General features: G+C 38.8%; 18 protein-coding genes, 1 tRNA gene and 2 rRNA genes (1 of these 21 only partly in view). 18 read left to right on the forward strand and 3 right to left on the reverse strand.

Annotated elements, in window-relative coordinates; translation table 11 throughout:
• From E2636_RS02300 to tsaD, 7 genes are all read left to right on the forward strand, one after another.
• Positions 1 to 2,841: ribosomal RNA gene (locus E2636_RS02300) — 23S ribosomal RNA — on the forward strand (it extends 89 nt beyond the left edge of the window).
• Positions 2,842 to 2,904: 63 nt separating this feature from the next.
• Positions 2,905 to 3,020 (forward strand): 5S ribosomal RNA (gene rrf, locus E2636_RS02305).
• Positions 3,021 to 4,810: 1,790 nt separating this feature from the next.
• Positions 4,811 to 4,886: transfer RNA gene (locus E2636_RS02310), tRNA-Asp, on the forward strand.
• 123 nt (positions 4,887 to 5,009) lie between these two features.
• Positions 5,010 to 5,462, forward strand: coding sequence for a tRNA (adenosine(37)-N6)-threonylcarbamoyltransferase complex ATPase subunit type 1 TsaE (gene tsaE / locus E2636_RS02315; protein ID WP_134208638.1), 453 nt, complete (start codon positions 5,010 to 5,012; stop codon positions 5,460 to 5,462).
• The gene (tsaB, locus tag E2636_RS02320; RefSeq protein WP_134208640.1) at positions 5,459 to 6,166 is read left to right on the forward strand and encodes a tRNA (adenosine(37)-N6)-threonylcarbamoyltransferase complex dimerization subunit type 1 TsaB; all 708 of its coding nucleotides are present in this window, start codon (positions 5,459 to 5,461) and stop codon (positions 6,164 to 6,166) included. Before tsaE ends, tsaB begins: the two co-directional genes overlap by 4 nt.
• Entirely contained in the window at positions 6,159 to 6,614 is a 456-nt protein-coding gene (gene rimI, locus E2636_RS02325; protein ID WP_208324138.1) for a ribosomal protein S18-alanine N-acetyltransferase, read from the forward strand. Before tsaB ends, rimI begins: the two co-directional genes overlap by 8 nt.
• Positions 6,611 to 7,630 carry a tRNA (adenosine(37)-N6)-threonylcarbamoyltransferase complex transferase subunit TsaD gene (tsaD, locus tag E2636_RS02330; RefSeq protein WP_134208642.1) on the forward strand — a complete coding sequence of 340 codons (1,020 nt, stop codon included), beginning with the start codon at positions 6,611 to 6,613 and terminating at the stop codon, positions 7,628 to 7,630. The genes rimI and tsaD overlap by 4 nt, the downstream gene beginning before the upstream one ends.
• A 336-nt stretch (positions 7,631 to 7,966) precedes the next feature.
• Here the strand turns inward: tsaD and E2636_RS02335 are convergent, their stop codons facing one another.
• The gene (locus tag E2636_RS02335) at positions 7,967 to 9,898 is read right to left on the reverse strand and encodes an ABC-F family ATP-binding cassette domain-containing protein (RefSeq protein ID WP_134208644.1); all 1,932 of its coding nucleotides are present in this window, start codon (positions 9,896 to 9,898) and stop codon (positions 7,967 to 7,969) included.
• A gap of 124 nt (positions 9,899 to 10,022) precedes the next feature.
• Between E2636_RS02335 and E2636_RS02340 the strand changes: the two genes are divergently transcribed.
• From E2636_RS02340 to tatC, 3 genes are all read left to right on the forward strand, one after another.
• Positions 10,023 to 10,679, forward strand: a complete 657-nt coding sequence (locus E2636_RS02340) for a redox-sensing transcriptional repressor Rex (protein ID WP_134208646.1) — start codon at positions 10,023 to 10,025, stop codon at positions 10,677 to 10,679.
• Between the two features lie 63 nt (positions 10,680 to 10,742).
• Entirely contained in the window at positions 10,743 to 10,937 is a 195-nt protein-coding gene (locus E2636_RS02345; RefSeq protein WP_134208648.1) for a twin-arginine translocase TatA/TatE family subunit, read from the forward strand.
• An 18-nt stretch (positions 10,938 to 10,955) separates the two neighbouring features.
• Positions 10,956 to 11,732, forward strand: a complete 777-nt coding sequence (gene tatC / locus E2636_RS02350) for a twin-arginine translocase subunit TatC (protein WP_134208651.1) — start codon at positions 10,956 to 10,958, stop codon at positions 11,730 to 11,732.
• 195 nt (positions 11,733 to 11,927) lie between these two features.
• Here tatC and E2636_RS02355 read toward each other — a convergent pair whose 3' ends face one another.
• Positions 11,928 to 12,659 (reverse strand): CPBP family intramembrane glutamic endopeptidase, encoded by a 732-nt coding sequence (locus tag E2636_RS02355; RefSeq protein WP_134208653.1) that lies wholly within the window; start codon positions 12,657 to 12,659, stop codon positions 11,928 to 11,930.
• Positions 12,660 to 12,856: 197 nt separating this feature from the next.
• On the opposite strand from E2636_RS02355, the gene groES reads away from it, so the two are divergent.
• The 8 genes from groES (at position 12,857) to E2636_RS02395 (ending at position 23,464) form a co-directional block, all read left to right on the forward strand.
• Complete coding sequence (gene groES, locus E2636_RS02360; RefSeq protein ID WP_017379542.1) at positions 12,857 to 13,141, forward strand: co-chaperone GroES; 285 nt, start codon at positions 12,857 to 12,859, stop codon at positions 13,139 to 13,141.
• Positions 13,142 to 13,181: 40 nt separating this feature from the next.
• Positions 13,182 to 14,813, forward strand: a complete 1,632-nt coding sequence (gene groL, locus E2636_RS02365) for a chaperonin GroEL (protein WP_134208655.1) — start codon at positions 13,182 to 13,184, stop codon at positions 14,811 to 14,813.
• Between the two features lie 571 nt (positions 14,814 to 15,384).
• On the forward strand, positions 15,385 to 16,347 hold the full coding sequence (locus tag E2636_RS02370; protein ID WP_134208658.1) for a tRNA dihydrouridine synthase: 963 nt from the start codon (positions 15,385 to 15,387) through the stop codon (positions 16,345 to 16,347).
• A 347-nt stretch (positions 16,348 to 16,694) separates the two neighbouring features.
• On the forward strand, positions 16,695 to 18,734 hold the full coding sequence (locus E2636_RS02375; RefSeq protein ID WP_134208660.1) for an acyltransferase family protein: 2,040 nt from the start codon (positions 16,695 to 16,697) through the stop codon (positions 18,732 to 18,734).
• A gap of 366 nt (positions 18,735 to 19,100) precedes the next feature.
• Entirely contained in the window at positions 19,101 to 19,619 is a 519-nt protein-coding gene (locus E2636_RS02380; RefSeq protein WP_134208662.1) for a YehS family protein, read from the forward strand.
• Between the two features lie 229 nt (positions 19,620 to 19,848).
• The gene (locus tag E2636_RS02385; RefSeq protein WP_134208664.1) at positions 19,849 to 21,666 is read left to right on the forward strand and encodes a LysM peptidoglycan-binding domain-containing protein; all 1,818 of its coding nucleotides are present in this window, start codon (positions 19,849 to 19,851) and stop codon (positions 21,664 to 21,666) included.
• 270 nt (positions 21,667 to 21,936) lie between these two features.
• Positions 21,937 to 22,647 carry an EcsC family protein gene (locus E2636_RS02390; RefSeq protein WP_134208666.1) on the forward strand — a complete coding sequence of 237 codons (711 nt, stop codon included), beginning with the start codon at positions 21,937 to 21,939 and terminating at the stop codon, positions 22,645 to 22,647.
• Between the two features lie 19 nt (positions 22,648 to 22,666).
• Positions 22,667 to 23,464, forward strand: a complete 798-nt coding sequence (locus E2636_RS02395) for a DUF4097 family beta strand repeat-containing protein (RefSeq protein WP_134208668.1) — start codon at positions 22,667 to 22,669, stop codon at positions 23,462 to 23,464.
• A 724-nt stretch (positions 23,465 to 24,188) separates the two neighbouring features.
• Here E2636_RS02395 and E2636_RS18855 read toward each other — a convergent pair.
• Positions 24,189 to 24,332 carry a hypothetical protein gene (locus E2636_RS18855; protein WP_166669469.1) on the reverse strand — a complete coding sequence of 48 codons (144 nt, stop codon included), beginning with the start codon at positions 24,330 to 24,332 and terminating at the stop codon, positions 24,189 to 24,191.
• Positions 24,333 to 24,380: the final 48 nt, after the last annotated feature.

Genomic DNA, 24,380 nt, shown 5'->3' on the forward strand with positions numbered 1-24,380 from the left:
AAGTAAGCTTTGATCCGGAGATTTCCGAATGGGGAAACCCACTGTTTTTAATCGAACAGTACGTTTACGTGAATACATAGCGTATCCGTGGCACACCCAGGGAACTGAAACATCTAAGTACCTGGAGGAAGAGAAAGAAATATCGATTCCCTGAGTAGCGGCGAGCGAAACGGGAAGAGCCCAAACCAAGAAGCTTGCTTCTTGGGGTTGTAGGACACTCAATACGGAGTTACAAAGGAACGAGGTAGACGAAGCGATCTGGAAAGGTCCGCCATAGCAGGTAAAAGCCCTGTAGTCGAAATTTCGTTCTCTCCTGAGTGGATCCTGAGTACGGCGGAACACGTGAAATTCCGTCGGAATCTGGGAGGACCATCTCCCAAGGCTAAATACTCCCTAGTGACCGATAGTGAACCAGTACCGTGAGGGAAAGGTGAAAAGCACCCCGGAAGGGGAGTGAAATAGATCCTGAAACCGTGTGCCTACAAGTAGTTAGAGCCCGTTAATGGGTGATAGCGTGCCTTTTGTAGAATGAACCGGCGAGTTACGATTACATGCAAGGTTAAGCTGATAAGGCGGAGCCGCAGCGAAAGCGAGTCTGAATAGGGCGATAGAGTATGTAGTTGTAGACCCGAAACCAGGTGATCTACCCATGTCCAGGGTGAAGGTAAGGTAACACTTACTGGAGGCCCGAACCCACGCACGTTGAAAAGTGCGGGGATGAGGTGTGGGTAGCGGAGAAATTCCAATCGAACCTGGAGATAGCTGGTTCTCTCCGAAATAGCTTTAGGGCTAGCCTCAATTTTAGAATCCTGGAGGTAGAGCACTGTTTGGACTAGGGGCCCATCCCGGGTTACCGAATTCAGACAAACTCCGAATGCCAGAGATTTATAATTGGGAGTCAGACTGCGAGTGATAAGATCCGTAGTCAAGAGGGAAACAGCCCAGACCACCAGCTAAGGTCCCAAAGTAATTGTTAAGTGGAAAAGGATGTGGCGTTGCTTAGACAACCAGGATGTTGGCTTAGAAGCAGCCATCATTTAAAGAGTGCGTAATAGCTCACTGGTCGAGTGACGCTGCGCCGAAAATGTATCGGGGCTAAACAATTCACCGAAGCTGTGGATTGACACTTAGGTGTCAATGGTAGGAGAGCGTTCTAAGGGCGTTGAAGCTAGACCGGAAGGACTGGTGGAGCGCTTAGAAGTGAGAATGCCGGTATGAGTAACGAAAGACGGGTGAGAATCCCGTCCACCGAATGACTAAGGTTTCCTGAGGTAGGCTCGTCCGCTCAGGGTTAGTCGGGACCTAAGTCGAGGCCGATAGGCGTAGACGATGGACAACAGGTTGATATTCCTGTACCACCACTCCACCGTTTGAGTAATGGGGGGACGCAGAAGGATAGGGTAAGCGCGCTGTTGGTTATGCGCGTTCAAGCAGTGAGGCGTGGAATGAGGCAAATCCCGTTCCTATAACGTTGAGCTGTAATGACAAGGACCGTAAGGTCTGAGTTCCTGATTTCACACTGCCAAGAAAAGCCTCTAACGAGGTGGAAGGTGCCCGTACCGCAAACCGACACAGGTAGTCGAGGAGAGAATCCTAAGGTGAGCGAGAGAACTCTCGTTAAGGAACTCGGCAAAATGACCCCGTAACTTCGGGAGAAGGGGTGCTCTATTAGGGTGTTAAAGCCTGAGAGAGCCGCAGTGAATAGGCCCAGGCGACTGTTTAGCAAAAACACAGGTCTCTGCAAAACCGTAAGGTGACGTATAGGGGCTGACGCCTGCCCGGTGCTGGAAGGTTAAGAGGAGTGCTTAGCGCAAGCGAAGGTGCGAATTGAAGCCCCAGTAAACGGCGGCCGTAACTATAACGGTCCTAAGGTAGCGAAATTCCTTGTCGGGTAAGTTCCGACCCGCACGAAAGGCGTAACGATCTGGGCACTGTCTCAACGAGAGACTCGGTGAAATTATAGTACCTGTGAAGATGCAGGTTACCCGCGACAGGACGGAAAGACCCCGTGGAGCTTTACTGTAGCCTGATATTGAATTTTGGCACAACTTGTACAGGATAGGTAGGAGCCTGAGATTCCGGAGCGCCAGCTTCGGAGGAGGCGTCAGTGGGATACTACCCTGGTTGTGTTGAACTTCTAACCCTTGCCCCTTATCGGGGCAGGAGACAGTGTCAGGCGGGCAGTTTGACTGGGGCGGTCGCCTCCTAAAGTGTAACGGAGGCGCCCAAAGGTTCCCTCAGAATGGTTGGAAATCATTCGTAGAGTGTAAAGGCATAAGGGAGCTTGACTGCGAGACCTACAAGTCGAGCAGGGTCGAAAGACGGGCTTAGTGATCCGGTGGTTCCGCATGGAAGGGCCATCGCTCAACGGATAAAAGCTACCCCGGGGATAACAGGCTTATCTCCCCCAAGAGTCCACATCGACGGGGAGGTTTGGCACCTCGATGTCGGCTCATCGCATCCTGGGGCTGTAGTCGGTCCCAAGGGTTGGGCTGTTCGCCCATTAAAGCGGTACGCGAGCTGGGTTCAGAACGTCGTGAGACAGTTCGGTCCCTATCCGTCGTGGGCGTAGGAAATTTGAGAGGAGCTGTCCTTAGTACGAGAGGACCGGGATGGACACACCGCTGGTGTACCAGTTGTTCTGCCAAGAGCATCGCTGGGTAGCTATGTGTGGACGGGATAAGTGCTGAAAGCATCTAAGCATGAAGCCCCCCTCGAGATGAGATTTCCCATTGCGCAAGCAAGTAAGATCCCTCAAAGACGATGAGGTAGATAGGTTCGAGGTGGAAGCACGGCGACGTGTGCAGCTGACGAATACTAATCGATCGAGGACTTAACCAAATAAAGATTGAATAGCTTTCAATGGCTCGTTTATCCAGTTTTGAGTGAACAAGCACTCATTAGTCTAGTGATAATGGCAAAGAGGTCACACCCGTTCCCATCCCGAACACGGAAGTTAAGCTCTTTAGCGCCGATGGTAGTTGGGGGTCTCCCCCTGTGAGAGTAGGACGTCGCTAGGCAAATAAGAAACCGTTACCTGTAAAAGGGTATCGGTTTTTTTGTGTGGTTTATTTCGAGTGTTAATAGAAGATGAGCGAGAAACGGGTTAAACAAGAAGTTCAGGGAGATAAGGATTGAAACCTGGAGCATATAGCAAACGGAATAACCTACGTTGTGACGAAAATTCATTAGATGTATTTACCTATTTTCTCAACTAACAAGTCACCTTGACTATGAAACCAACACTTTCTGATGTTTTCGTTCCCTAATAAGCAGCGTAGCGAAAATCAACCAGTTATTCCTCCTGGATTGGTCCCTTGAGAAGATGTTAAATGGATAAAATTGGGCGAAGCGGAATAAAAACCGGTTCTAGCCGATTAAACGAGTCACGAAGCCGATTAAATCTCTGGTGAAGCGGAATAAAACCTTCCCGAAGCCGAATAAAACCCTATCCAAGCCGATTAAATCTTTATCAACTACTAAATAAGGTAGGAAAATCAATCATCCACACACGAAAGTTAACTTTTTAAGTAAACTTTAAGGTTTCCCTGTCTGACAGGGCTGGTATCGGTTTTTTGCATGATTTATTTTGAGTGTTAATAGAAGATGAGCGAGAAATGAGACTTGGAGCATATAGCTTGCGGGAAGACCTGGGAAGTGACGAAAATCATTAGATTTATACAACAGTTGTCTTGACTAACAAGTCTCCTTCCTATGAATACCAACACTTTCTGATATGAAAAACCGTCTCTTGAACCAAATTGACTATTGGAAGCCAATTTTCTTTCTTTAACTGCTCCATGCAAATCGTTTAAGATTACCGGATAGCTTTCAGTCTTTTGCGAAATGGAAACTCTTAATTAAAGATCCATTTAGTTGTCGCTACATGGCATATTACTTTGTGTGAAGGTATGAATGAAATTCTCGATTTATCGGAGTGGTATTCCCAAGTTTGCTTCCCAGTTTTAGGAATAAATAATTCTCAATGAAAGTAACTTTCAAAAACCAAATCCTCTAAATTCGTAAGTTTCGACATATTTCCCGGGAAATGTCGAAATTCAACAACTTTCTCCATTTACTTTTCAAAATGGCTCAGAATATATTTCTTTTTGTTTAGTGAAAGATAATCCCTCAATCTCTTGAAATACTTGCTAATTACTCCGTGAATTCGATCTGTATATGAATTAGTAGAATTGATGAAGTGACACCTCTATTTGCTGTAGCATATTTCTCTTAATCTTCCATGCAATGCATACATCCTACATAACATTTGTATTGGACATTCCTTAACAAAGCGTTAAGGAATTTTAAGCTGATGTAGATAATAAGATGTATAGGGGTGAAAATAATAGAAACATTTAATTGGATTATTTTCATGTGGCAAATTTCATTTGTAGGTTCATTTATTTCGTTTTTGTATGGTTTTTTTAACAGGTCTTGGATATCAATACTTCTCACTTTTCTAACTTTTCTCTCGGCTGCTTATTATTTCAATGGAGACGAAAATATATGGACATTCATAGCTTTAATTTTCATTGTATTGCTTATTGTGTCAATTATCTTTTGGAGAAAGGGCAAGAGGTAGTTAGTATATTTGGTCTGTGCAAATAATAGGAAACTATAAATTAGTGATAGGTATACTAGTAAGAAAGATGGTTTCAGTTATCATTACTTCGTTAATACCCACCAAATCCGCAACCTAATTACTACACTAAAACTCATATTATAAAATCTTAAAACTATTTTTCAAATTACTATTGTTTATTATTATTTTCAATGATATAATAAATCTTGTCGTTAAATAACATGTGGTCCCGTGGTGTAGCGGTTAACATGCCTGCCTGTCACGCAGGAGATCGCCGGTTCGATCCCGGTCGGGACCGCCATTTATCTAAATTATCAATCCGCAATGAAAGGAAACTTTCTATGTGGGTTTTTTTGTGCAAATAAAGTGAAGAATTGTTATGAATTCGGTACACTAGAGAAAACATGTGTGAGGTAATCATTATATGACATATATTAAACAAGTATCATCTCTTGAAGAAACTGAACAATTTGGGCAGCGATTAGGCTCGCTTGTTCAAGCACAAGATGTTATTACGCTAGAAGGAGATCTTGGTGCAGGAAAGACAACTTTTACAAAAAGCTTTGCAAAAGGTTTAGGGATAGAACGTAATGTGAATAGCCCGACCTTTACGATATTGAAACAATATGAAGGTAGATTGCCATTCAATCATTTAGATGTATATCGTCTTGCAGGCAGTGAAGAGGATTTAGGATGGGATGAACTTTTTTATGGAGATGCGGTAACTGTAATTGAGTGGGCAAAATTGATTGAATATGATTTGCCAAATGATCGATTACAAATTGAAGTATTCTACGAAGATGAATTTGCTAGACGTTTTGAAGTTACCCCAAAGGGTGAACGTTATGAGCGATTATGTAAGGAGCTATTTGAATGATTTGGTTAGGAATTGATACATCGAATATGCCATTATCAATCGCGATTGTTAAAGATGATCAGCTATTGGTTGAATGGACAAGCTCGGTAAAAGTAACACACTCTGTAGGGGCAATGCCAGCTGTTGAAGAAGTTTTAAACCAAGCAAATATAAAACCGAATGAAATTGATGCAATAGCAGTAGCTGAAGGCCCTGGCTCATACACAGGTGTTCGAATTGGTGTGACTATTGCTAAAACTCTGGCTTGGACACTAAAGATTCCATTAGTGGGGGTATCAAGTCTTCAAACCCTTGCAGGGAATGGAACGCTATTCAAAGGACTTATTTGCCCTATTATGGATGCTCGCCGTCAGAATGTATTTTCAGCGATTTATACAAATGATTTAGAATCTTACTTAGCAGATGGTCACTATTCCCTGGAGACTGTTTTAGAAAAGTTGGCAGCTATAGAAGAAGATATATTGTTTGTTGGGAGAGATGTTTCAATTCATTGGGACACAATACAACAAGTTCTAGGTAAACGTGCTATTCGCGCACCGTTTCATTTAGATTTACCAAAAGCTTCAATTGTGATTGAGCAAGCATTGAAGACACCACTACCTTCAATAGAAGAAACGCATCACTTTGTACCCGATTATAAACGAATTACCGAAGCTGAAACGAATTGGCGTGCAGAACAAAAGGCTGGAGAAACAAATGGATGATATGATTACTTACCGTAAAATGACGGAAGCAGATATTGATGGAGTCTTAAAGATTGAACAAGAAGCATTTAGTCTACCATGGACACGAGATGCATTTGTTCAAGAAATGACAACTAACTTGCATGCTTATTATGTTGTCGCTGAAAATAGTGAAGGAAAAATTGTAGGTTTCTGTGGAATGTGGATAGTGGTAGATGAAAGTCATATTACTAATGTAGCAGTGACTGAACAACTTAAGGGCCAAGGGATTGGAGAAGGACTTATGCGTGAGGCAATCCGAGTTTCTAAAGAGTCTGGAGTTGTTCTGATGACATTAGAAGCACGAGTCAGTAATACGGTTGCACAAAATTTGTATCGTAAATTAGATTTTCAAAATGGTGGTATTCGAAAAGGTTATTATACTGATAACCAAGAGAATGCCCTGGTAATGTGGGTGAAATTTAAATGATGAAAGATCAAATCATATTAGGTATTGAGACGAGTTGTGATGAGACTGCTGCATCCATCGTCCGTAACGGAAGAGAAATTGTATCCAATGTTGTAGCATCACAAATTGAAAGTCATAAACGCTTCGGTGGAGTCGTTCCTGAAATCGCTTCTCGTCATCATGTAGAGCAAGTGACCATTGTCATTGAAGAAGCACTCAAGCAAGCAAACATGCAACCAAGTGACATAGATGCAGTTGCAGTTACAGAGGGTCCAGGGCTTGTAGGGGCACTATTAATAGGTATTAACGCAGCGAAGGCATTTGCGTTCGCTAATGGATTGCCTCTTGTTGGCGTTCATCATATAGCAGGACATATTTACGCGAACCAGTTAGTAGAACCGATGCAATTCCCTTTACTAGCTCTTGTTGTTTCAGGTGGACACACGGAAATTGTCTTGATGCGAAATCATGGTTCATTTGAGTTAATTGGAGAAACACGTGATGACGCGGCAGGAGAGGCGTATGACAAAGTAGCTAGAGTATTAAAACTACCCTATCCAGGTGGACCTCATATTGACCGACTGGCACATGAAGGCGGAGAAGCACTTGTATTTCCGCGGATTTGGTTAGAACAAGACTCCTATGACTTTAGCTTTAGTGGACTTAAATCCTCAGTAATAAATTATATGCATAATGCCGAGCAGCGAGGAGAAGTGGTTAATCCACAAGCCGTAGCTGCAGGTTTCCAAGCAAGTGTGGTAGAAGTACTCACTGGTAAAACATTACGCGCTGCTAGAGAATTTAAGGTGAAACATGTGATTGCTGCAGGCGGTGTTTCTGCAAACAAAGGATTACGAAAATCGTTAAAAGATACCTTTTCTAAAGAAGGCATCACATTTACTGTCCCTCCTCTGTTTTTATGTACAGATAATGCTGCGATGATTGCAGCAGCGGGTTCAGTTATGTTCGAAAAAGGACATAAAAGCTCGATGTCCATGAACGGAAAACCAGGTATGCCTTTATTCGACTGGAATTAACAAGAATCGATTCTCTCATTGAAGAGAATCGATTCTTTTTTAACAAAAATACAAGGCGCTGTCAATAGAGAACATCTGTACTTATGCACAATTTGTGGATAACCTGTGCATAAGTTAGTTGAATTCAATATATAGTGGTAGGTTATTCATATTGAATTGTAGATAAAAAAAAAATCACCTGTGGATAGTGTGGATAAGTCTGTTGATAGATTGATATATCAAGCTTTTGTTTGTGAATAAATATGTGGAAAGAAAAATGTCGAAATTTGTACTTGACCTATATATATGGGCAAAGAATTGCAAGAAAATAGCGCATGTTGAAACATGCGCTATTATTTATAATATTTCTAATTCTTCTTCTAATTCCATCCATTCCATCATTAACACTTCTTGTTCCTCTTTAAAAGCTTCAAGCTCTTTTTGAAGAATTAATAGTTGCTCATGGTCTTGGAAAATGGCTGGATCACACAATTTCTCCTCAACAGCACTAATGCTAACTTCAATTGTTTGTAATTGAGCTTCTAATTCTTCTAAGCGTCTTGAAATTTGTCGTTCCCTTTTTTTCGCCTCTTTATCAATGGTCGAAGTGGATTGCTTCGTGGTCGCAGCTCCTACTTCTTGAGGACCCGCTTGTTCTAAACGAATTTCTTCTAGTTCTTTTTTCTTTTCCACGTAGTAATCATAATCACCTAAATATTCAAATGCCCCGTCACCTGATAACTCAATGACTTTAGTAGCAATCCTGTTAATAAAATAGCGATCATGTGAGACGAAAAGTATAGTTCCTGGGTAATCAATTAATGCGTTTTCGAGCACTTCTTTACTATCAAGATCTAAGTGGTTAGTCGGTTCATCGAGAATAAGAGTGTTTGCTTTTAACATCATGAGTTTAGCTAAAGCGACTCTGGCTTTTTCGCCACCCGATAAAGAGGAAATTGTTTTGGTCACATCATCACCACTGAATAGGAAACGACCCAAAACATTACGAACATCTTTTTCGTTCATCAATGGCCAATCATCCCATAATTCCTTTAATACGGACCGATTACCTGTTAGTTTAGCTTGTTGTTGATCATAGTAACCAAATTGAACATTGGTCCCGTAATGAATTGATCCAGCAATAGGGGGAATATCTTTAACAACTGTTTTGAGTAATGTAGATTTCCCTACACCATTTGGTCCGACTAAAGCAATTCGGTCTTCACGAAAAATCCGAAGATCTACATCTTTGGACACCGGCTTACCAGAATAACCTACCGTTAATTCTTCTAATTTTAATACGTCGTTGCCACTTTGGCGATCAATAGAAAAACCAAAGTTTGCAGATTTTTCATCACCATTCGGTGAACCCATCCAGTCCGTTTTCTCCAAAACTTTTCGACGAGACTGAGCCATTTTAGTTGTAGAAGCACGCGCTAAATTACGTTGTACAAAATCTTCAAGTTTCTCTTTTTCTGCTTGCTGACGGTCAAAAGTTTTCATATCCCGTTCATACGTTTTTGCCTTTTCATCCAAGTACTTGCTATAATTTCCCACAAAGCGTTTCACTTTATGACGAGATACTTCGTAAACAAAGTTCACAACTTGATCAAGGAAATACCGGTCATGAGAAACGATTAATATGGCACCAGGGTAACCTTGCAGATAACGCTCTAACCAACTGAGTGTGTCGATATCTAAATGGTTAGTCGGTTCATCAAGAATGAGGAGATCTGGTTTAGTTAATAATAATTTGGCTAATGCCAAACGTGTTTTTTGACCACCAGATAACGACTGTATCGGTTTATCGTATTCTTCGGGGAAGAATTGCATCCCGTGTAAGACAGCACGTGTATCAGCTTCGTATTGGTAACCACCGGAGTCCTTAAAGGCAACTTGTAATAAGTCGTAGTCAGACATGATGCGTGCATAGGAATCCGCATCATCATATACGGTAGGATCTGCCATTTGAAGTTCTAATGAGCGTAATTTTAGTTCAGCCACATGGTGATACTCAAAAATGGTCATCATCTCATCCCAAATCGACAAATCTGAATCGATGCCAGCATGTTGCTCCATATAGCCAACTTTAGTATCTTTTGGAATGATAATATCTCCAGAATCATAAGACATTTCACCTGCAATAATTTTAAGGAGTGTAGACTTCCCAGCTCCGTTTCGACCAACGAGAGCCACACGGTCGCGATGATTTATTTCTAGTTTGGCCCCACTTAAGATTTCATCGATGCCAAACGATTTATGTAATTGATTCACTTGTAATACAATCATATATTCCACCTCAGTTCTCACTTAGTGTAAAGGATGCTCGTGACTCGTGCAACGACTGAACTTTACTTCTCTCACGTAGTAATGTAAGATGAAAGCGATTTCGCTTGAGTGCAGGAGGAACAACATGAAACAAGAACCGCTTAAAATTCCACAAGCTACATCAAAAAGATTACCTCTTTATTATCGTTTCATCCAAAACTTCTCAAACGCGGGTAAGAAACGTGTTTCTTCACAAGAACTTAGTGAAGCGATGAAAATTGATTCTGCTACAATTCGTCGTGATTTTTCGCATTTTGGTGCATTAGGTAAAAAAGGCTATGGCTACGAAGTCCAACACTTGCTTGAGTTTTTCCGTCAAACGCTCGACCAAGACGAAGAGACGAATGTCGCATTAATTGGTGTAGGCAGTTTAGGTACAGCTTTTCTAAAATATAATTTCCACAAAAATCATAACACCCGAATTGTTGTGGCTTTTGATACGAGTGCAACGGAAGATGGGACGATGATGAGTAATATCCCCGTTTTTGAGCCAACTAAGTTAGAAGAAAAAATACAACAATATGGGATTGAACTCGTAATCTTAACAGTTCCATCTCGTGCGGCTCAAGAAGTAACAGACCGTCTAATAAAAACGTCGGTTAAAGGAATTCTCAATTTCACTCCGGTTAGATTGACTGTACCTGATTCAATTCGTATTCACACAATTGATCTGTCTGTCGAATTACAAACTCTAATCTACAGCATAAAAAAAGACGAAGAAACGTTCACACTTCGTTCATAGAAGCAATAGCGTACAGATGCTAAATACGTTAAACTTAAATCACACTATAAGGAGGTATTTTCAATGCCAGGTCCATTAAGTTTTATTATTATCGGTGTTGTCGCGTTACTTGTGTTTGGTCCTAAAAAGTTACCTGAACTTGGTAAAGCTTTTGGTTCTTCTTTACGTGAGTTTAAAAATGCAACAAAAGGGTTAGTAGATGATGACGATTCAGTTGATAAAAAGAAAAAAGACGTTCAAAATGATGAACTGAAGTAAGTTAGGATGACCAATCCAATGAATGAAAAAGATTTAACACTCATTGAACACATAGATGAAATAAGAAAACGACTGATGATTACCGTCGTTTTCTTTGTTATTGCAGTGCTTGGAAGCTTTTTTTTAGCCAAGCCTTTAATACACTTTTTACAGTATAGTGAAGAAGCAAAATCATTAACGTTAAACGCATTCACCATTACCGATCCAATTATGATTTATTTAAAAGTTATCATGTTTATCGCGATGGTGATTACATCACCCGTCATCTTGTATCAATTATGGAGCTTTGTTAGCCCGGGATTACACGAAACAGAACGCAAAGCGACACTTAGTTATATTCCATTTACGTTTTTCTTATTTGTAGGTGGTATTCTCTTTTCCTACAAAGTGTTATTTCCTTATGTCATTAATTTCATGATACTATTATCAACAGATTTAGATATTAACCAAGTTATTGGGATAAATGAGTATTTTACTTTCTTATTTCAAATCACAGTACCTTTCGGGATTATTTTTCAATTACCAATCGTGTTGTTATTCTTAACACGTCTTGGAATGGTTACACCCATGATGATGGTGAAAGTAAGAAAGTATGCATACTTCGTATTATTTGTCATTGCAGCCTTTATCACACCACCAGACATTTTCTCGCATTTGTTAGTAACTTTGCCGTTATTCATATTGTATGAGATTAGTGTCATGGTTTCCCGAATTGGCTATAAAAAGTATTTGAAATCAGAACAAAGGCGTCAACGTGAAGAACAACAAGCGCTCATCGATAACATGAAGAAGTAACATAATGAAAGCTTTCCACTGGATTAAACGGTGGAGGGCTTTTTTTGTATAGCAAGCAAGTGTTGTAAAAGGTTGAGGGAGGACATATTAATTGACTGACAATAAATTTATAAACAATAAAAAAATCTCCCAATGATTACTACATCGGGAGAAATTCTTATATTTTGAAACTGGTGTTCAATTTCGTCAAACATTTTATTGTGAGTTAGATAAAGTTTCTAAATATTTTTGATAACGTTCAATATTATCTGCATTTAATTGGACCAATACGACAAATCCATTTAATAACATGTGTGAAATAATTGAAGTCATAATACGTCTTGTTTTGTAATACAAGAAAGCGAATATGAATCCTGATACTGCATACAGTAGGATATGGGTAAAGTCAAAATGGATAATAGCAAAGACAATCGCACTAACAGCCCCCGCAATAAAGAAGTTGGTCTTTTGGACAAGTGATCCAAAAATTACGCGTCTAAAAATTAGTTCCTCTAGAATAGGAGCAAATATCGCAATTGATAATATAGCGACAGGTGCGGCATCTGCAATTTTAATAAAAGCAGCTGTATTTTCAGAACCAGGATCTATACCAAGTGCATTTTCAATAAATGCTGCAAGTGCTTGACCAAACAACACCATGAAAAATCCGACAACACCCCAACCAATCGAAGCACCAATTGAACTTTGCTTGCCTTTTAAATTGTTTAAAAAAGATTTGTTTTTTCGGATAATGAAAACACTTATTAGAGTTGCCACAGCCATGCTTATGAATACCCACCAACCACTTGCCATAAGTTTAGCTTGTTGTATTTCCATTCCGTCTTGTTTCATTAATAAGTCAAAGATAAGAGGTGCAAACACTATTCCTGACAATTGCATGATTACATAAATTAAGATTAAATAAAACGCTGTATTGTATTTTTTCACAAATAAAGTCCTTTCATCAAAAGATGTTCTTTTCTTATTGTATTGTTTTTTAATGCGGCTCGCAAAGAATACAGAAATTTCGATGTTCCTACTTGCAAAAGTGGAGACGATTCATTAATATAAGAACTGTGTTAGCACTCATAGACTGAGAGTGCTAATAAATTAATTTACTACCATTTCAGGGAGGTTGTTTTCACTTGTTAAAACCATTAGGCGATCGTATCGTAATTGAATTAGTCGAGTCTGAAGAAAAATCAGCATTCGGCATTGTCATTCCAGACTCTGCTAAAGAGAAGCCACAGGAAGGGAAAGTAATTGCTGTTGGGACTGGTCGTGTACTTGAAAACGGCGCGCGTGTAGAGCTAGATGTGAAAGCGGGAGACAAAATCATCTTCTCTAAATACTCAGGTACTGAAGTGAAATTTGAAGGTAACGAATTTTTAATTTTACGCGAAAGCGATATTTTAGCTATTATTGGCTAATATTAATAACTTCATTTAACTCATTAGGAGGATTACAAAAATGGCAAAAGAAATTAAATTTAGCGAAGACGCACGTAGCGCAATGCTTCGTGGTGTAGATAAATTAGCGGACGCTGTTAAAGTAACGCTTGGACCAAAAGGACGTAACGTTGTTCTTGAGAAAAAATTCGGTTCACCACTTATTACAAATGATGGTGTAACGATTGCTAAAGAAATCGAGCTAGAAGATGCATTTGAAAACATGGGTGCTAAGCTAGTAGCTGAAGTTGCCTCTAAAACGAATGATATCGCTGGTGACGGAACAACAACTGCAACGGTTCTTGCGCAAGCAATGATTCGTGAAGGTTTAAAAAACGTAACAGCTGGCGCAAACCCAGTCGGAATCCGTAAAGGAATCGAAAAAGCGGTTGCAGCAGCAATTACTGGACTTAAAGAAATTTCAAAAGAAATCGAAGGCAAAGAATCAATTGCACAAGTAGCATCGATTTCTTCTGGCGATGAAGAAGTAGGCCAATTGATTGCTGAAGCGATGGAGCGCGTTGGAAACGACGGAGTTATCACGATTGAAGAATCAAAAGGCTTTACAACTGAACTTGATGTAGTTGAAGGAATGCAATTCGATCGTGGATACGCATCTCCTTACATGGTTACTGATTCAGAAAAAATGGAAGCTGTTTTAGAAAATCCATATATCTTAATCACAGACAAAAAAATTACAAGCATTCAAGAAATCCTTCCAGTACTAGAGCAAGTGGTACAAGAAGGCAAACCATTGATCATCATCGCTGAAGACGTTGAAGGCGAAGCGTTAGCGACATTAGTTGTAAACAAATTACGTGGAACATTTAACGCGGTAGCAGTTAAAGCTCCTGGATTCGGTGACCGTCGTAAAGCAATGCTTGAAGATATCGCTGTTCTAACAGGTGCTGAAGTTATCACAGAAGAACTTGGTTTAGAGTTAAAGACTGCTAATATCTCACAACTAGGCCGTGCAGTGAAAGTGGTTGTAACAAAAGACAACACCACTATTGTTGAAGGTGCTGGTCATCCAGAAAAAATCACGGGTCGTGTAAGCCAAATCCGTGCTCAATTAGAAGAAACAACTTCTGAATTTGATAAAGAAAAATTACAAGAGCGTTTAGCTAAACTTTCAGGTGGTGTTGCCGTGATTAAAGTCGGTGCAGCAACTGAAACTGAGCTTAAAGAGCGTAAACTTCGTATTGAAGATGCTTTAAACTCAACTCGCGCAGCAGTTGAAGAAGGAATCGTTTCTGGTGGTGGTACTGCACTAGTGAACGTTTACAAAAAAGTAGCAGAAGTAGCGGCTGCTGAAACTGGCGACGTTGCAACTGGCGTGAAAATTGTACTTCGTGCACTTGAAGAGCCAGTTCGTCAAATCGCAAACAACGCAGGTCTTGAAGGTTCAATCATTGTTGACCGCTTGAAACGCGAAGAAATCGGTATCGGTTTCAACGCAGCAAACGGTGAATGGGTGAACATGATGGAAGCGGGCATCGTGGATCCAACTAAAGTTACTCGTTCTGCACTTCAAAACGCAGCATCTGTAGCAGCTATGTTATTAACTACTGAAGCAGTAGTTGCAGAAATTCCAGACAAAAATGCAGGCGGCGGCGGAATGCCTGACATGGGTGGAATGGGCGGCATGATGTAATAAGTGAGAAAAAATCCTTGATTAAATAAGGGTTTTGGGAGTCAACCTATCATTGATGACCACTTATTTGTTTAAAAAATTGCATATGACCACTTTTAGAGAAGGTCTTTCATCAGTTTACTAAACTGTTGGGAGGCCTTTTCTTTCACATTTATTGTTGTTTGGATTGTAAAATATTTATGTAAAGCGTAATGAACAAGTACTTGTTTTAAAAAATTTCAAAGAATGATGATAAACCCATCAACAGCCTTTTATGTTGTCAATTACACTCCACACATTGTGAAGCGATCACGTGGTTGGAGTTGGTATAATTGAAACGCAGTTGATATAGAAAATCTATACCATCTACTTTTTTGTTTTAAAAATACCATTCAGGACAAATTTCCGTTAAAATAAACATTGTCGATTTTCACAATAGTTTTTCACAAAGTATAAGTGTCCAAATGTACTTGAGTTTGTTAATAAATTATTAAGCATGATAAAAGTGTAAAAGAAGTGGAACACTTGGTTATATATATTTTTTGACCGAGAGTTTGAAGTTGTATCCATAGTGAGAGGATTTGAGTTTGAAATGATAGATAATTTTTGGCGTGATTTACCACGACCATTTTTTGTGCTTGCACCAATGGAAGATGTGACAGATGTTGTTTTTCGGCAAGTAGTAAGTAAAGCCGGTCGACCGGATGTATTTTTTACAGAGTTTACAAACTCGGATAGCTATTGTCATCCAGAGGGCATTAAAAGTTTGCGTGGCCGGTTGATTTTTACTGAAGATGAACAGCCAATGGTGGCACATATTTGGGGAGATAATCCTGAATATTTCCGTCAAATGAGTATTGGCATGGCAGAGCTAGGATATAAAGGCATCGATATTAATATGGGCTGCCCTGTACCGAATGTGGCAACGAGAGGGAAAGGTAGTGGCCTTATTCTTCGTCCAGATGTTACGGCAGAACTTATTCAAGCAGCAAAAGCAGGAGGACTACCTGTCAGCGTGAAAACTCGACTTGGCTATAACGATGTAAATGAGTGGGAGGAGTGGCTAACGCATATTTTAAAACAGGATATTGCGAACCTTTCTATTCATTTACGTACAAGAAAGGAAATGACCAAAGTAGATGCGCATTGGGAGCTAATTCCGGAAATCAAAAAATTACGTGACCGTATCGCACCAAATACGCTGCTAACAATCAATGGAGACATTCCTGATCGTCAAACTGGGCTGCAGCTTGCTGAACAATATGGTATTGATGGCGTTATGATCGGGCGAGGTATTTTTAAAAATCCTTTTGCTTTTGAAAAAGAGCCAAAAGAGCATAGCACTAAAGAATACCTTGATCTTTTAAGACTGCAGCTTGATCTTCAAGATCAATATGCGGAAGCACTGCCACGTTCAATCACAGGCCTTCATCGCTTTTTCAAAATTTATGTCAAAGGATTCAGTGGAGCCGGTGAATTAAGAAATCAATTGATGAACACGAAATCAACAGATGAAGTGCGTGCATTGCTTGATAACTATGAAAAAGAATGTTGATGAGAAGTGACAGTGAAGTGATGTAACTCTAAAAAAGGTAGAGAAAAAATAAATCATATTTTTTATACTTAATATCACCAATTAAGGACCTAACGTAAATTTAAAATTTACGTTAGGTCCCTTTTTTGTGTTTTATAAGGTGAAGTACTGAAACTTGTCATGAAATAGAGTGGGGAAATCCAATTAACAATAATGGGGCAACTTGACAAATAGAGTTGAACGTTGCATTCTGGTAATGTTAAATAAATTTAGAAATTATTAACTAGAATGGAAAGCTTGATAGATATTGTTGTTTTTAAGTCAAAGGAATTTGATTAAAGGAATGAATTGAAATTGAGGTGTAATAGTTGGTTGATTTAAGAGTACCAGAAAAGAAGTTTCGTCCTGAAATAGAGGGGGTAAGAGCTGTTGCCGCGTTATTAGTCGCAATATATCACATTTGGATAGGGTCCGTTTCAGGCGGAGTAGATGTTTTTTTTATTGTGTCCGGGTACTTAATCACAACTTCTTTATTGTCAAAAATAGAGAGGGAAGGAAGAATCAATCTTTTTGAATATTTGTTAGGGTTGTCTAGAAGATTATTTCCTATCGCCTTTACAGTACTTTTGTTTACAACCATATTTTCTATTCTAATCTTGCCGGTAACGGCTTGGAAACAAACCATTCCTGAAATCTTTTCTTCGGCATTTTATTATCAAAATTGGCAGTTGGCGAACACTGCTGTTGATTATCTGGCTAAAGACAATGTTGCCAGTCCGTTCCAGCACTTCTGGGCTTTGTCAATTCAAGGTCAATTTTATGTTACATGGCCGCTAATCATTATGTTGGCCTATTTTGTAGCAAGGAAAATATTTAAACTTCCTGTGCGAAAGACTTTATTGACTGTGCTAAGCATCATTTTTACCGTTTCTCTTGGGTATTCAATTTATATTACCTCAGCAAATCAGCCCTGGGCGTATTTTGATACGTTTGCGCGAGTGTGGGAGTTTAGCTTAGGTGGGATTTTGGCGCTATTGATTCCATATTTGAAGTTTAATAAGTCTATTAGTTTTGTTATAGGATGGTTCGGTTTGGCCGTCATTTGTTTTACTGGTATTCTATTGCCTGTATCCAATGTTTTTCCTGGATATGCTGCGTTATTGCCAACTACAGGTGTGATGTTAGTAATCCTTGCTGCGGAGAATGGTAGCCGTTTTGGAGTAGAGAAACTATTAGGTTCCAGACCGTTTTTATACTTAGGAAGTATTTCTTACGGCTTTTATTTATGGCACTGGCCGATATTGATTTTCTATTACACGTATTTTGGCACGGACACGGTAACTTATCAAGGCGGGCTGGCTATTTTGTTAGGCGCGTTCGCTTTATCACTTGTTTCGGTTAAAGTTCTTGAAGCACCAGTAAGGAAAATTAGTGTTAAGCAATCAAAAATTAAGCTTGCTGGAATTATGGCAACATTCATGCTCCCAGTAATCTTGGTAAGCACATCTTGGGGAATTTATGTGGATCAGCCTCATGGTGAGAACCTTAATTCTAAAAGTATTAAGGTGAACGCTGGTATAGAGTCAAATGTAGAACAAATCCTTGAAGATTATCCAGGTGCACGCACCATTTCTGACAACATTAAGGCAAGCCCTGATATTGAACCAATCCCCAATCCAATTAATGCTAAAATGGATGTTCCAATGTTCTACGATGAAAGTGATTGTTTCAGCAGTCGTACTGAAAAAGGAGTAGAGAAATGTTCATACGGTGAATTAGACAATCCGGAATATACGATTGCACTTGTAGGTGGCTCCCATTCTGGCCACTGGCTTCCCGCCTTGAAAATTGTGTCTGAAATACAGAACTTGAAAATTGATTTATATAATAAAGACGCGTGTAGGTTTTCGAGTGACGATTTTAATGGCATGCTGTCAAAATCTTGTATGGAGTGGAATGTCGATGTGATGGAACCTTTACTTTCCGATCCACCCGATTTACTATTTACCACAGCAAACGTCAATAGTGGTGATACAATCCCGGCTGGATACCTCAGTAAGTGGGAAGAGTTTGAAGGAATTACTACGGTGTTTGCGCTCCGTGATAATCCAAGAATGAATGAGGACCCTCTTTTGTGCGTAGAAAAAAATCCGGATAACTGTACAGTACAGAGAAAAAATGCCTTATCCGCAATTCCTCCATGGGAAAACACCGAGAATATACCGGACAATGTAATTTTTGCCGATATGTCGGAATATTTCTGTGATGATGATACTTGTAAACCTGTTATTGGAAATGTATTAGTGTATCGTGATTATCACCATATCACAGCCACCTATTCTAGAACGTTGGCCCCTGCCCTGGAAAAACATATTGTTAAAGCTTTAGAAAACTTGAAGTATAATTAAAACCGTCTTTTACATCATGTTCTTGGAGTAGCATGATGTAATAAGGATTAATAACCCATATTTATATCGGGTTTTAGCCTGTTACAAACGAAACTCATCTATTAGAAAAGGTCTTTTATCAGTTAACTAATTGGGGAAAGGCCTTTTTTTTCCTGCTGTCATATGAGGATAAATGTACATGGTTATGATAAGGCTATGAAATGAATGCATTTATAGAGCTGTCGATTTTAAATTAAGTTATGTGCTATTATTAGGTTTGAATAAATACTATAAACACACAAATGGGTACTTAGTTTTAAGTAATACTTTTTTCTTCGTTAAGAACTTGAGGTTGTGTAAATAGGTAATGTTATAGGAGGTTTATTGATGGATAATAATGATATATTAATCAGATTAAGATATGCGCTAGATATAAAAAATAAAGATATGGTAGAAGTCTTTAAACTTGGCGGCATTGAACTCTCAAAAGATGAAGTGCTGAAGGTACTGACAAAATCACCTGACGATTACGATGATGAAGCTGACAGTATTTTTGATGCAGTTGAAGATGAAAATCATATTAGACTTGATAATGCGATGTTAGAGACATTTTTAAACGGCTTTATTATTTTCAAAAGAGGAAAACAAGAGCCGAAACCAGGACAACCTGAAATTCCTGCACTGACAAAGGAAAGAGCGAATAATCTCCTTCTGAAGAAAGTGAAAATTGCACTGTCATTAACAAGTGAGGATATGCTTGATATAGTAGAAACTTCAGGAGTAGTGATAACAAAAGGGGAATTAAGTGCTTTTTTAAGAAAAGAAGGACATAAGAATTATAAAGAGTGCGGTGATCAGAACGCTAGAAATTTCTTAAAAGGATTAGCTATAAAATATAGGGCATAAAAATGTACAATTCTAAATCCGGACTTGCAGTTCTTTAATAAAGTGTAAGCAAAAAGACTATTTCTCATGAAAATGGGAGGTAGTCTTTTTTTCATTCTTATATTTTACGGATAAATGTTTGCGGCATGCATTTTCTACTTCTTCTCGCGATAAGTTAAGTATTGGTAAAAAACGAAAGTAGAGATGAAAACGTAAATTTCTTTAATTTAAATGATAGGGGGGGTTAAGGATGCAAATTTTTTACACAGTCCGTCCCGGGGATACGCTGTATCAAATAGCGAGGAGATGGGAGCTGCCGGTTGAGTCCCTTATTGCTGCGAATAATTTGGAAGCACCTTACACGATTTATGCAGGTCAGCAGCTTTCCGTTCCTCCCGGTGTTGATGTCATCCGTGTAAGGACAGGAGATACCGTTTATAAAATTGCTCAATTTTTCGGCGTTCCACAATCCGTTATTATCGAAGAAAACCAACTTCATCCTCCGTATATCATACAAGTGGGCCAACTGTTGAAAGTCCCTCCAGGTAGCCCATACTACGTTGTTCAACCCGGGGACACACTTTTTCAAATCGCTAAACGTTTTAATGTAATAACAAATGGACTAAGTTATCCTGATCTAATCAGGGAAGTGAACCTACTACCGTCGAATATCATTTTTCCAGGTATGAGTTTAATCATTCCATATGCACCTCCCGGGGATCAAGGTTTAATTGCCTATACATCCAACGTAGGGGGAGACTATGAAATATGGCTGTATAACCCTAGTAATGGTGAGAATGTACAATTCACAAACGGTTTAGGAGAATCCTTTTCAATTCCTTTTTGGTCTCCCGACAGCACAAGAATAGCTTTTGTAGGAAAAAATGAAATTCTGTATGTACTCTATGTATCTGAAGGTGGAATTAGCAGTATTGATCAATTTAGTGAAGGCTTAGGTGTTTATTTAAGTTGGTCACCGGACAGTCAAATACTAACTTATACGAAGCAGAATGATGTAATTTTGTACAATATTAATACACATCAATTTAAAAAAGTAAACCAACCTGGTGCCACTGATGTCCAGTGGTTTCCGAGCGGTACAGAATTGCTTTTCCAAGCGCCCGATGCATCAGGAATTAGTCAGCTTTACCGTATTGAAACCGATGGAGCAAATAAACGACAAATTACTCAAAACACTGGAAGTAGTTTTAATGATGTGCGTCTTTCCCCTGATGGATTGAATGTACTTTATACAACCCCTGGTGCTAGCATCTCCATTATTTACACTTTAGAAATTTCAACGGGAAGCATATTTGAAGTAAGGGGCGGTCCCCTTGCTAAAAACTATTTTCCCGTATGGTCTCCTAATTCCTCGACTATTGCTTACAGTGCTACTGCTTTTGAAGACGTTGGATATTTCTCTCTAATCAGAACAAGTGGAAAAGAAGGGGAAAACGACTTGACGAGAGCCATATCAAATTGCTTTGCCACTCCTGTTACATGGTCCCCAGATGGCAGGAAAATTGCCTATCTGTCGGACTGTAACAATGGAACGGCTAGTGAGATATGGATGATTGACATCTTGCATCCTGTACCGATTAGATTAAGAGAAGTTGCATTCATTACGTCTTTGCAATGGTCCTCTCGTCCAATTGTTCCTATGAAGAAAACCTATACCAGTACTGTCTATAACGTTCAATTTCAATACCCTTCACATTGGGAAAGAATAAGAGAGGAAAGATATGAAGGTCTCGATGGCTTCTTTCAACTTTCAGCGATTTCTGCAGATGAAATGATTAACGAAGTTTGCCTCAATGAAGCGTACCATGGACTATATCCATATGGTTCCGCACCTCGCATCATTAAAGCACAAATCCAACAACAAGAAGCATGTTTTATTTTCCCGTCAATGGACCAACCACCAGAAATGGAAGGTCAAGCTGCTTTAATCGTCAGGTACCCAAAACCGATTCAAATTGAGGGCAGTACCTACAATTATTCTATCTTGTGGGTATCCCAAAACCATCTGAATGAAATAAGTTCTACCTTTGTTTTCCGTAGTAGTTAATCCATACAAAAAAAGAAGGTCTGTATCAGGCTTACCTAACTGATAAAGATTTTCTTTTCAATATTTTTCATCATCATCATAGCTATTAATAGAGGGTATTTTTAACACGCTTGGCCTTATTATATTAATTTTTTTACAGAGCTAAATGAAAATTTAGCTACTAAGTCTCAAGGCTTAGATGTAAATACCTCCTAGGTCCATTTGAATGAATCACTAAAAGGCTATACTTAAACTAACGAAATGATTGTGGTGTGCACAAGGGGGAGACATATGATTGATTATACGCTGAAAGTAGAACAAGAACTGCTAATTTGGAAACAGAAAATGACAAGACAATCAGGTCCTATAAGCCGTGCAGCTAAGACTGCACAGACGAAAATAAATGGTCTTCTACCAGAAAAGTTTCATAAAGTGATGACAGAAAGCATCAAAAACATGGTGAAAGCAACGCTTGTAGGCTCTAATTTGACGACGAAAAAACGGTCATTAACAAGTATGAGTCTCTATGAGCGCGACGAGCTATTTAAGGAAAAGCTTTCAACCTTCAGAAAAACAGCTGTTATTGAAGGTGCTGGAACAGGTGCAGGGGGAATCCTACTTGGAGTAGCTGACTTTCCGTTGCTATTATCCATTAAAATGAAGTTTCTGTTTGAAGTGGCTGCTGTGTATGGATTCGATACGAACGATTCCGAAGAACGTCTGTTCATTCTGCATATTTTCCTATTGGCTTTTTCAAGCGAGGAAAAACGAAAAGAAACATTGTTGATCATTGAAAACTGGCAGCAACAAAAATATGTGGTCGCCGATATGGACTGGCGTGAATTTCAACAGGAATACCGTGATTACATTGATTTAGTGAAAATGTTCCAAGTGCTACCTGGAATCGGGGCAGTGATTGGCGCGTTTGCCAATTATAATTTGCTTGACCAACTCGGCGAAACGGCAATGAATTCATACCGATTGCGGTTATTACAAACTTAAAAAAGGGGTCTTACAGAGAATGATGTTAAAAAATAAATGGGTCATTTTTTTAGTTCTATTGCTAGTGATAACAGGTGGAATTATGTTCACTTTCAAAGGTAATGATGTCTTTGGGGAGAACAGCGATAAGAAAGTTATTGAAGATTCATTTACGAACATTGAAATTTTGACAAATAATACTGCAGTAGAAATTATACCAACTAAAAGTTCAGTAGCAACAGTGGAATATTCAGGTGATACAAGTAAAAAGTCAAAATACACATTTGATGTGGATGTAAAAGGAGAAACGCTTTCTGTTCAATTTAAAGAAAGACGCCGATTTTTCTTTTCGTTTGGTTTCCCTTCTTTTGACTTGAAATTGACAGTAAGTATTCCAGAGAAACAATATGAAAGCATCCAAGTTAATAGTGACAACGGGCGAATCAATGTAGAAAATATACAAACAGATGTGGTTTTGCTAGAGACGGAAAATGGTCAGATACGGTTAAGAAATATAGAAGCCAATACTGTTAATGTTGAAACCGATAACGGTAAAGTTATTTTGGAACATGTCAAAGGTGAAATTAAGGGGAATTCGGATAATGGGAGAATCTCCTTGATAACAAATAAGTTAGACTGGCCGATTGATTTAGCAACAGACAACGGCAGTATAGAAATAAAAACTGAATCTGTGCCGACTAACGCGATAATAGATGCAGAAACGGATAACGGGAAAATCACCATTTTTGACGAAGAGAAAAACCGTGCAACTTACGGTAAAGGGAAAAATTTGATTAAGTTACAGACAGATAATGGCCGAATAACCGTAACGAAATGAAGTCAATCTGTTGGTCAGTTCATATTACAACTAAATTACACTCATTCATTTGTTCTAAGAAAATTTATAGTTCATAAATGGTGCAAAGGAAAAGACTACATCCAAATCGGAGGTAGTCTTTTGTTATAAATTCTAATTTTCAGGACAAAAAAATTAAATAGGCAACATAAGATATTCATTACTGAAAGTTACTACTTGAATGATTAAACTCTACTACTTAGTTAATTATGTAGAGTAATTCATAGTGGACATATTAAAGTATAGTTTTCAAAGGGGATTAACTTTAGAAAAATTGTCAAAAAAAAAGAGGACGAAAACAAGTTATTTCTAGTCTTAAGAAAAGACACGAAAGGATAAATGAGGAGGGGGATAGAAAGGGTATCACTAATAAAAACTATGCCAATAATTCGCAATAATATACCTAAAAAGTTTTGGTTATGCAATGTAAGAGTATCTCGTCAGAATCATTAAATCATTAATTTAAAAACCCAGTTTCAAGATGCCTAGCTAAATAAACAATGAAATTCGGTTAAAAAAACATAGACATAACAAGACAAGATTGAAAAAGTATGAATATATGAAATTTAGAGTTTTTGTATTTAAAATAGTATCTATTTTTTGGTTGATTTGGTTAGGAAGGTCACACCTCCCGATAATAACTTTCATTTTTGTGAGAAGTGTATTTAAAGAATACCTTACCTTCCTTACCTAGAGTGTTTAAACTCTACCTTCCACAACACCCTCCTCCTCTTCGTTTTTGAATTACTCTTTTCCCACTCGAAGTAGTGTTTATTATGATAGGTTCTTTAGAGCTATTATTACTATCAATCTTGGTAGATTTTAATATTACTTTTTGTTGTTTTTTCACATTAATCACCTCCCTTGCTGATTTAGTATATTCAATTAAAATTATAAA

Source organism: Paenisporosarcina antarctica, from assembly GCF_004367585.1.
In the GTDB taxonomy this organism is placed as follows: domain Bacteria; phylum Bacillota; class Bacilli; order Bacillales_A; family Planococcaceae; genus Paenisporosarcina; species Paenisporosarcina antarctica.

What these genes read in the sequence shown, in the direction of transcription:
- tsaE (WP_134208638.1), top strand. Translation starts at nt 5,010, where the DNA reads ATGACATATATTAAACAAGTATCATCTCTTGAAGAAACTGAACAATTT.
- tsaB (WP_134208640.1), top strand. Translation starts at nt 5,459, where the DNA reads ATGATTTGGTTAGGAATTGATACATCGAATATGCCATTATCAATCGCG.
- rimI (WP_208324138.1), top strand. Translation starts at nt 6,159, where the DNA reads ATGGATGATATGATTACTTACCGTAAAATGACGGAAGCAGATATTGAT.
- tsaD (WP_134208642.1), top strand. Translation starts at nt 6,611, where the DNA reads ATGATGAAAGATCAAATCATATTAGGTATTGAGACGAGTTGTGATGAG.
- E2636_RS02335 (WP_134208644.1), bottom strand. Translation starts at nt 9,898, where the DNA reads ATGATTGTATTACAAGTGAATCAATTACATAAATCGTTTGGCATCGAT.
- E2636_RS02340 (WP_134208646.1), top strand. Translation starts at nt 10,023, where the DNA reads ATGAAACAAGAACCGCTTAAAATTCCACAAGCTACATCAAAAAGATTA.
- E2636_RS02345 (WP_134208648.1), top strand. Translation starts at nt 10,743, where the DNA reads ATGCCAGGTCCATTAAGTTTTATTATTATCGGTGTTGTCGCGTTACTT.
- tatC (WP_134208651.1), top strand. Translation starts at nt 10,956, where the DNA reads ATGAATGAAAAAGATTTAACACTCATTGAACACATAGATGAAATAAGA.
- groL (WP_134208655.1), top strand. Translation starts at nt 13,182, where the DNA reads ATGGCAAAAGAAATTAAATTTAGCGAAGACGCACGTAGCGCAATGCTT.
- E2636_RS02370 (WP_134208658.1), top strand. Translation starts at nt 15,385, where the DNA reads ATGATAGATAATTTTTGGCGTGATTTACCACGACCATTTTTTGTGCTT.
- E2636_RS02380 (WP_134208662.1), top strand. Translation starts at nt 19,101, where the DNA reads ATGGATAATAATGATATATTAATCAGATTAAGATATGCGCTAGATATA.
- E2636_RS02385 (WP_134208664.1), top strand. Translation starts at nt 19,849, where the DNA reads ATGCAAATTTTTTACACAGTCCGTCCCGGGGATACGCTGTATCAAATA.
- E2636_RS02390 (WP_134208666.1), top strand. Translation starts at nt 21,937, where the DNA reads ATGATTGATTATACGCTGAAAGTAGAACAAGAACTGCTAATTTGGAAA.
- E2636_RS02395 (WP_134208668.1), top strand. Translation starts at nt 22,667, where the DNA reads ATGATGTTAAAAAATAAATGGGTCATTTTTTTAGTTCTATTGCTAGTG.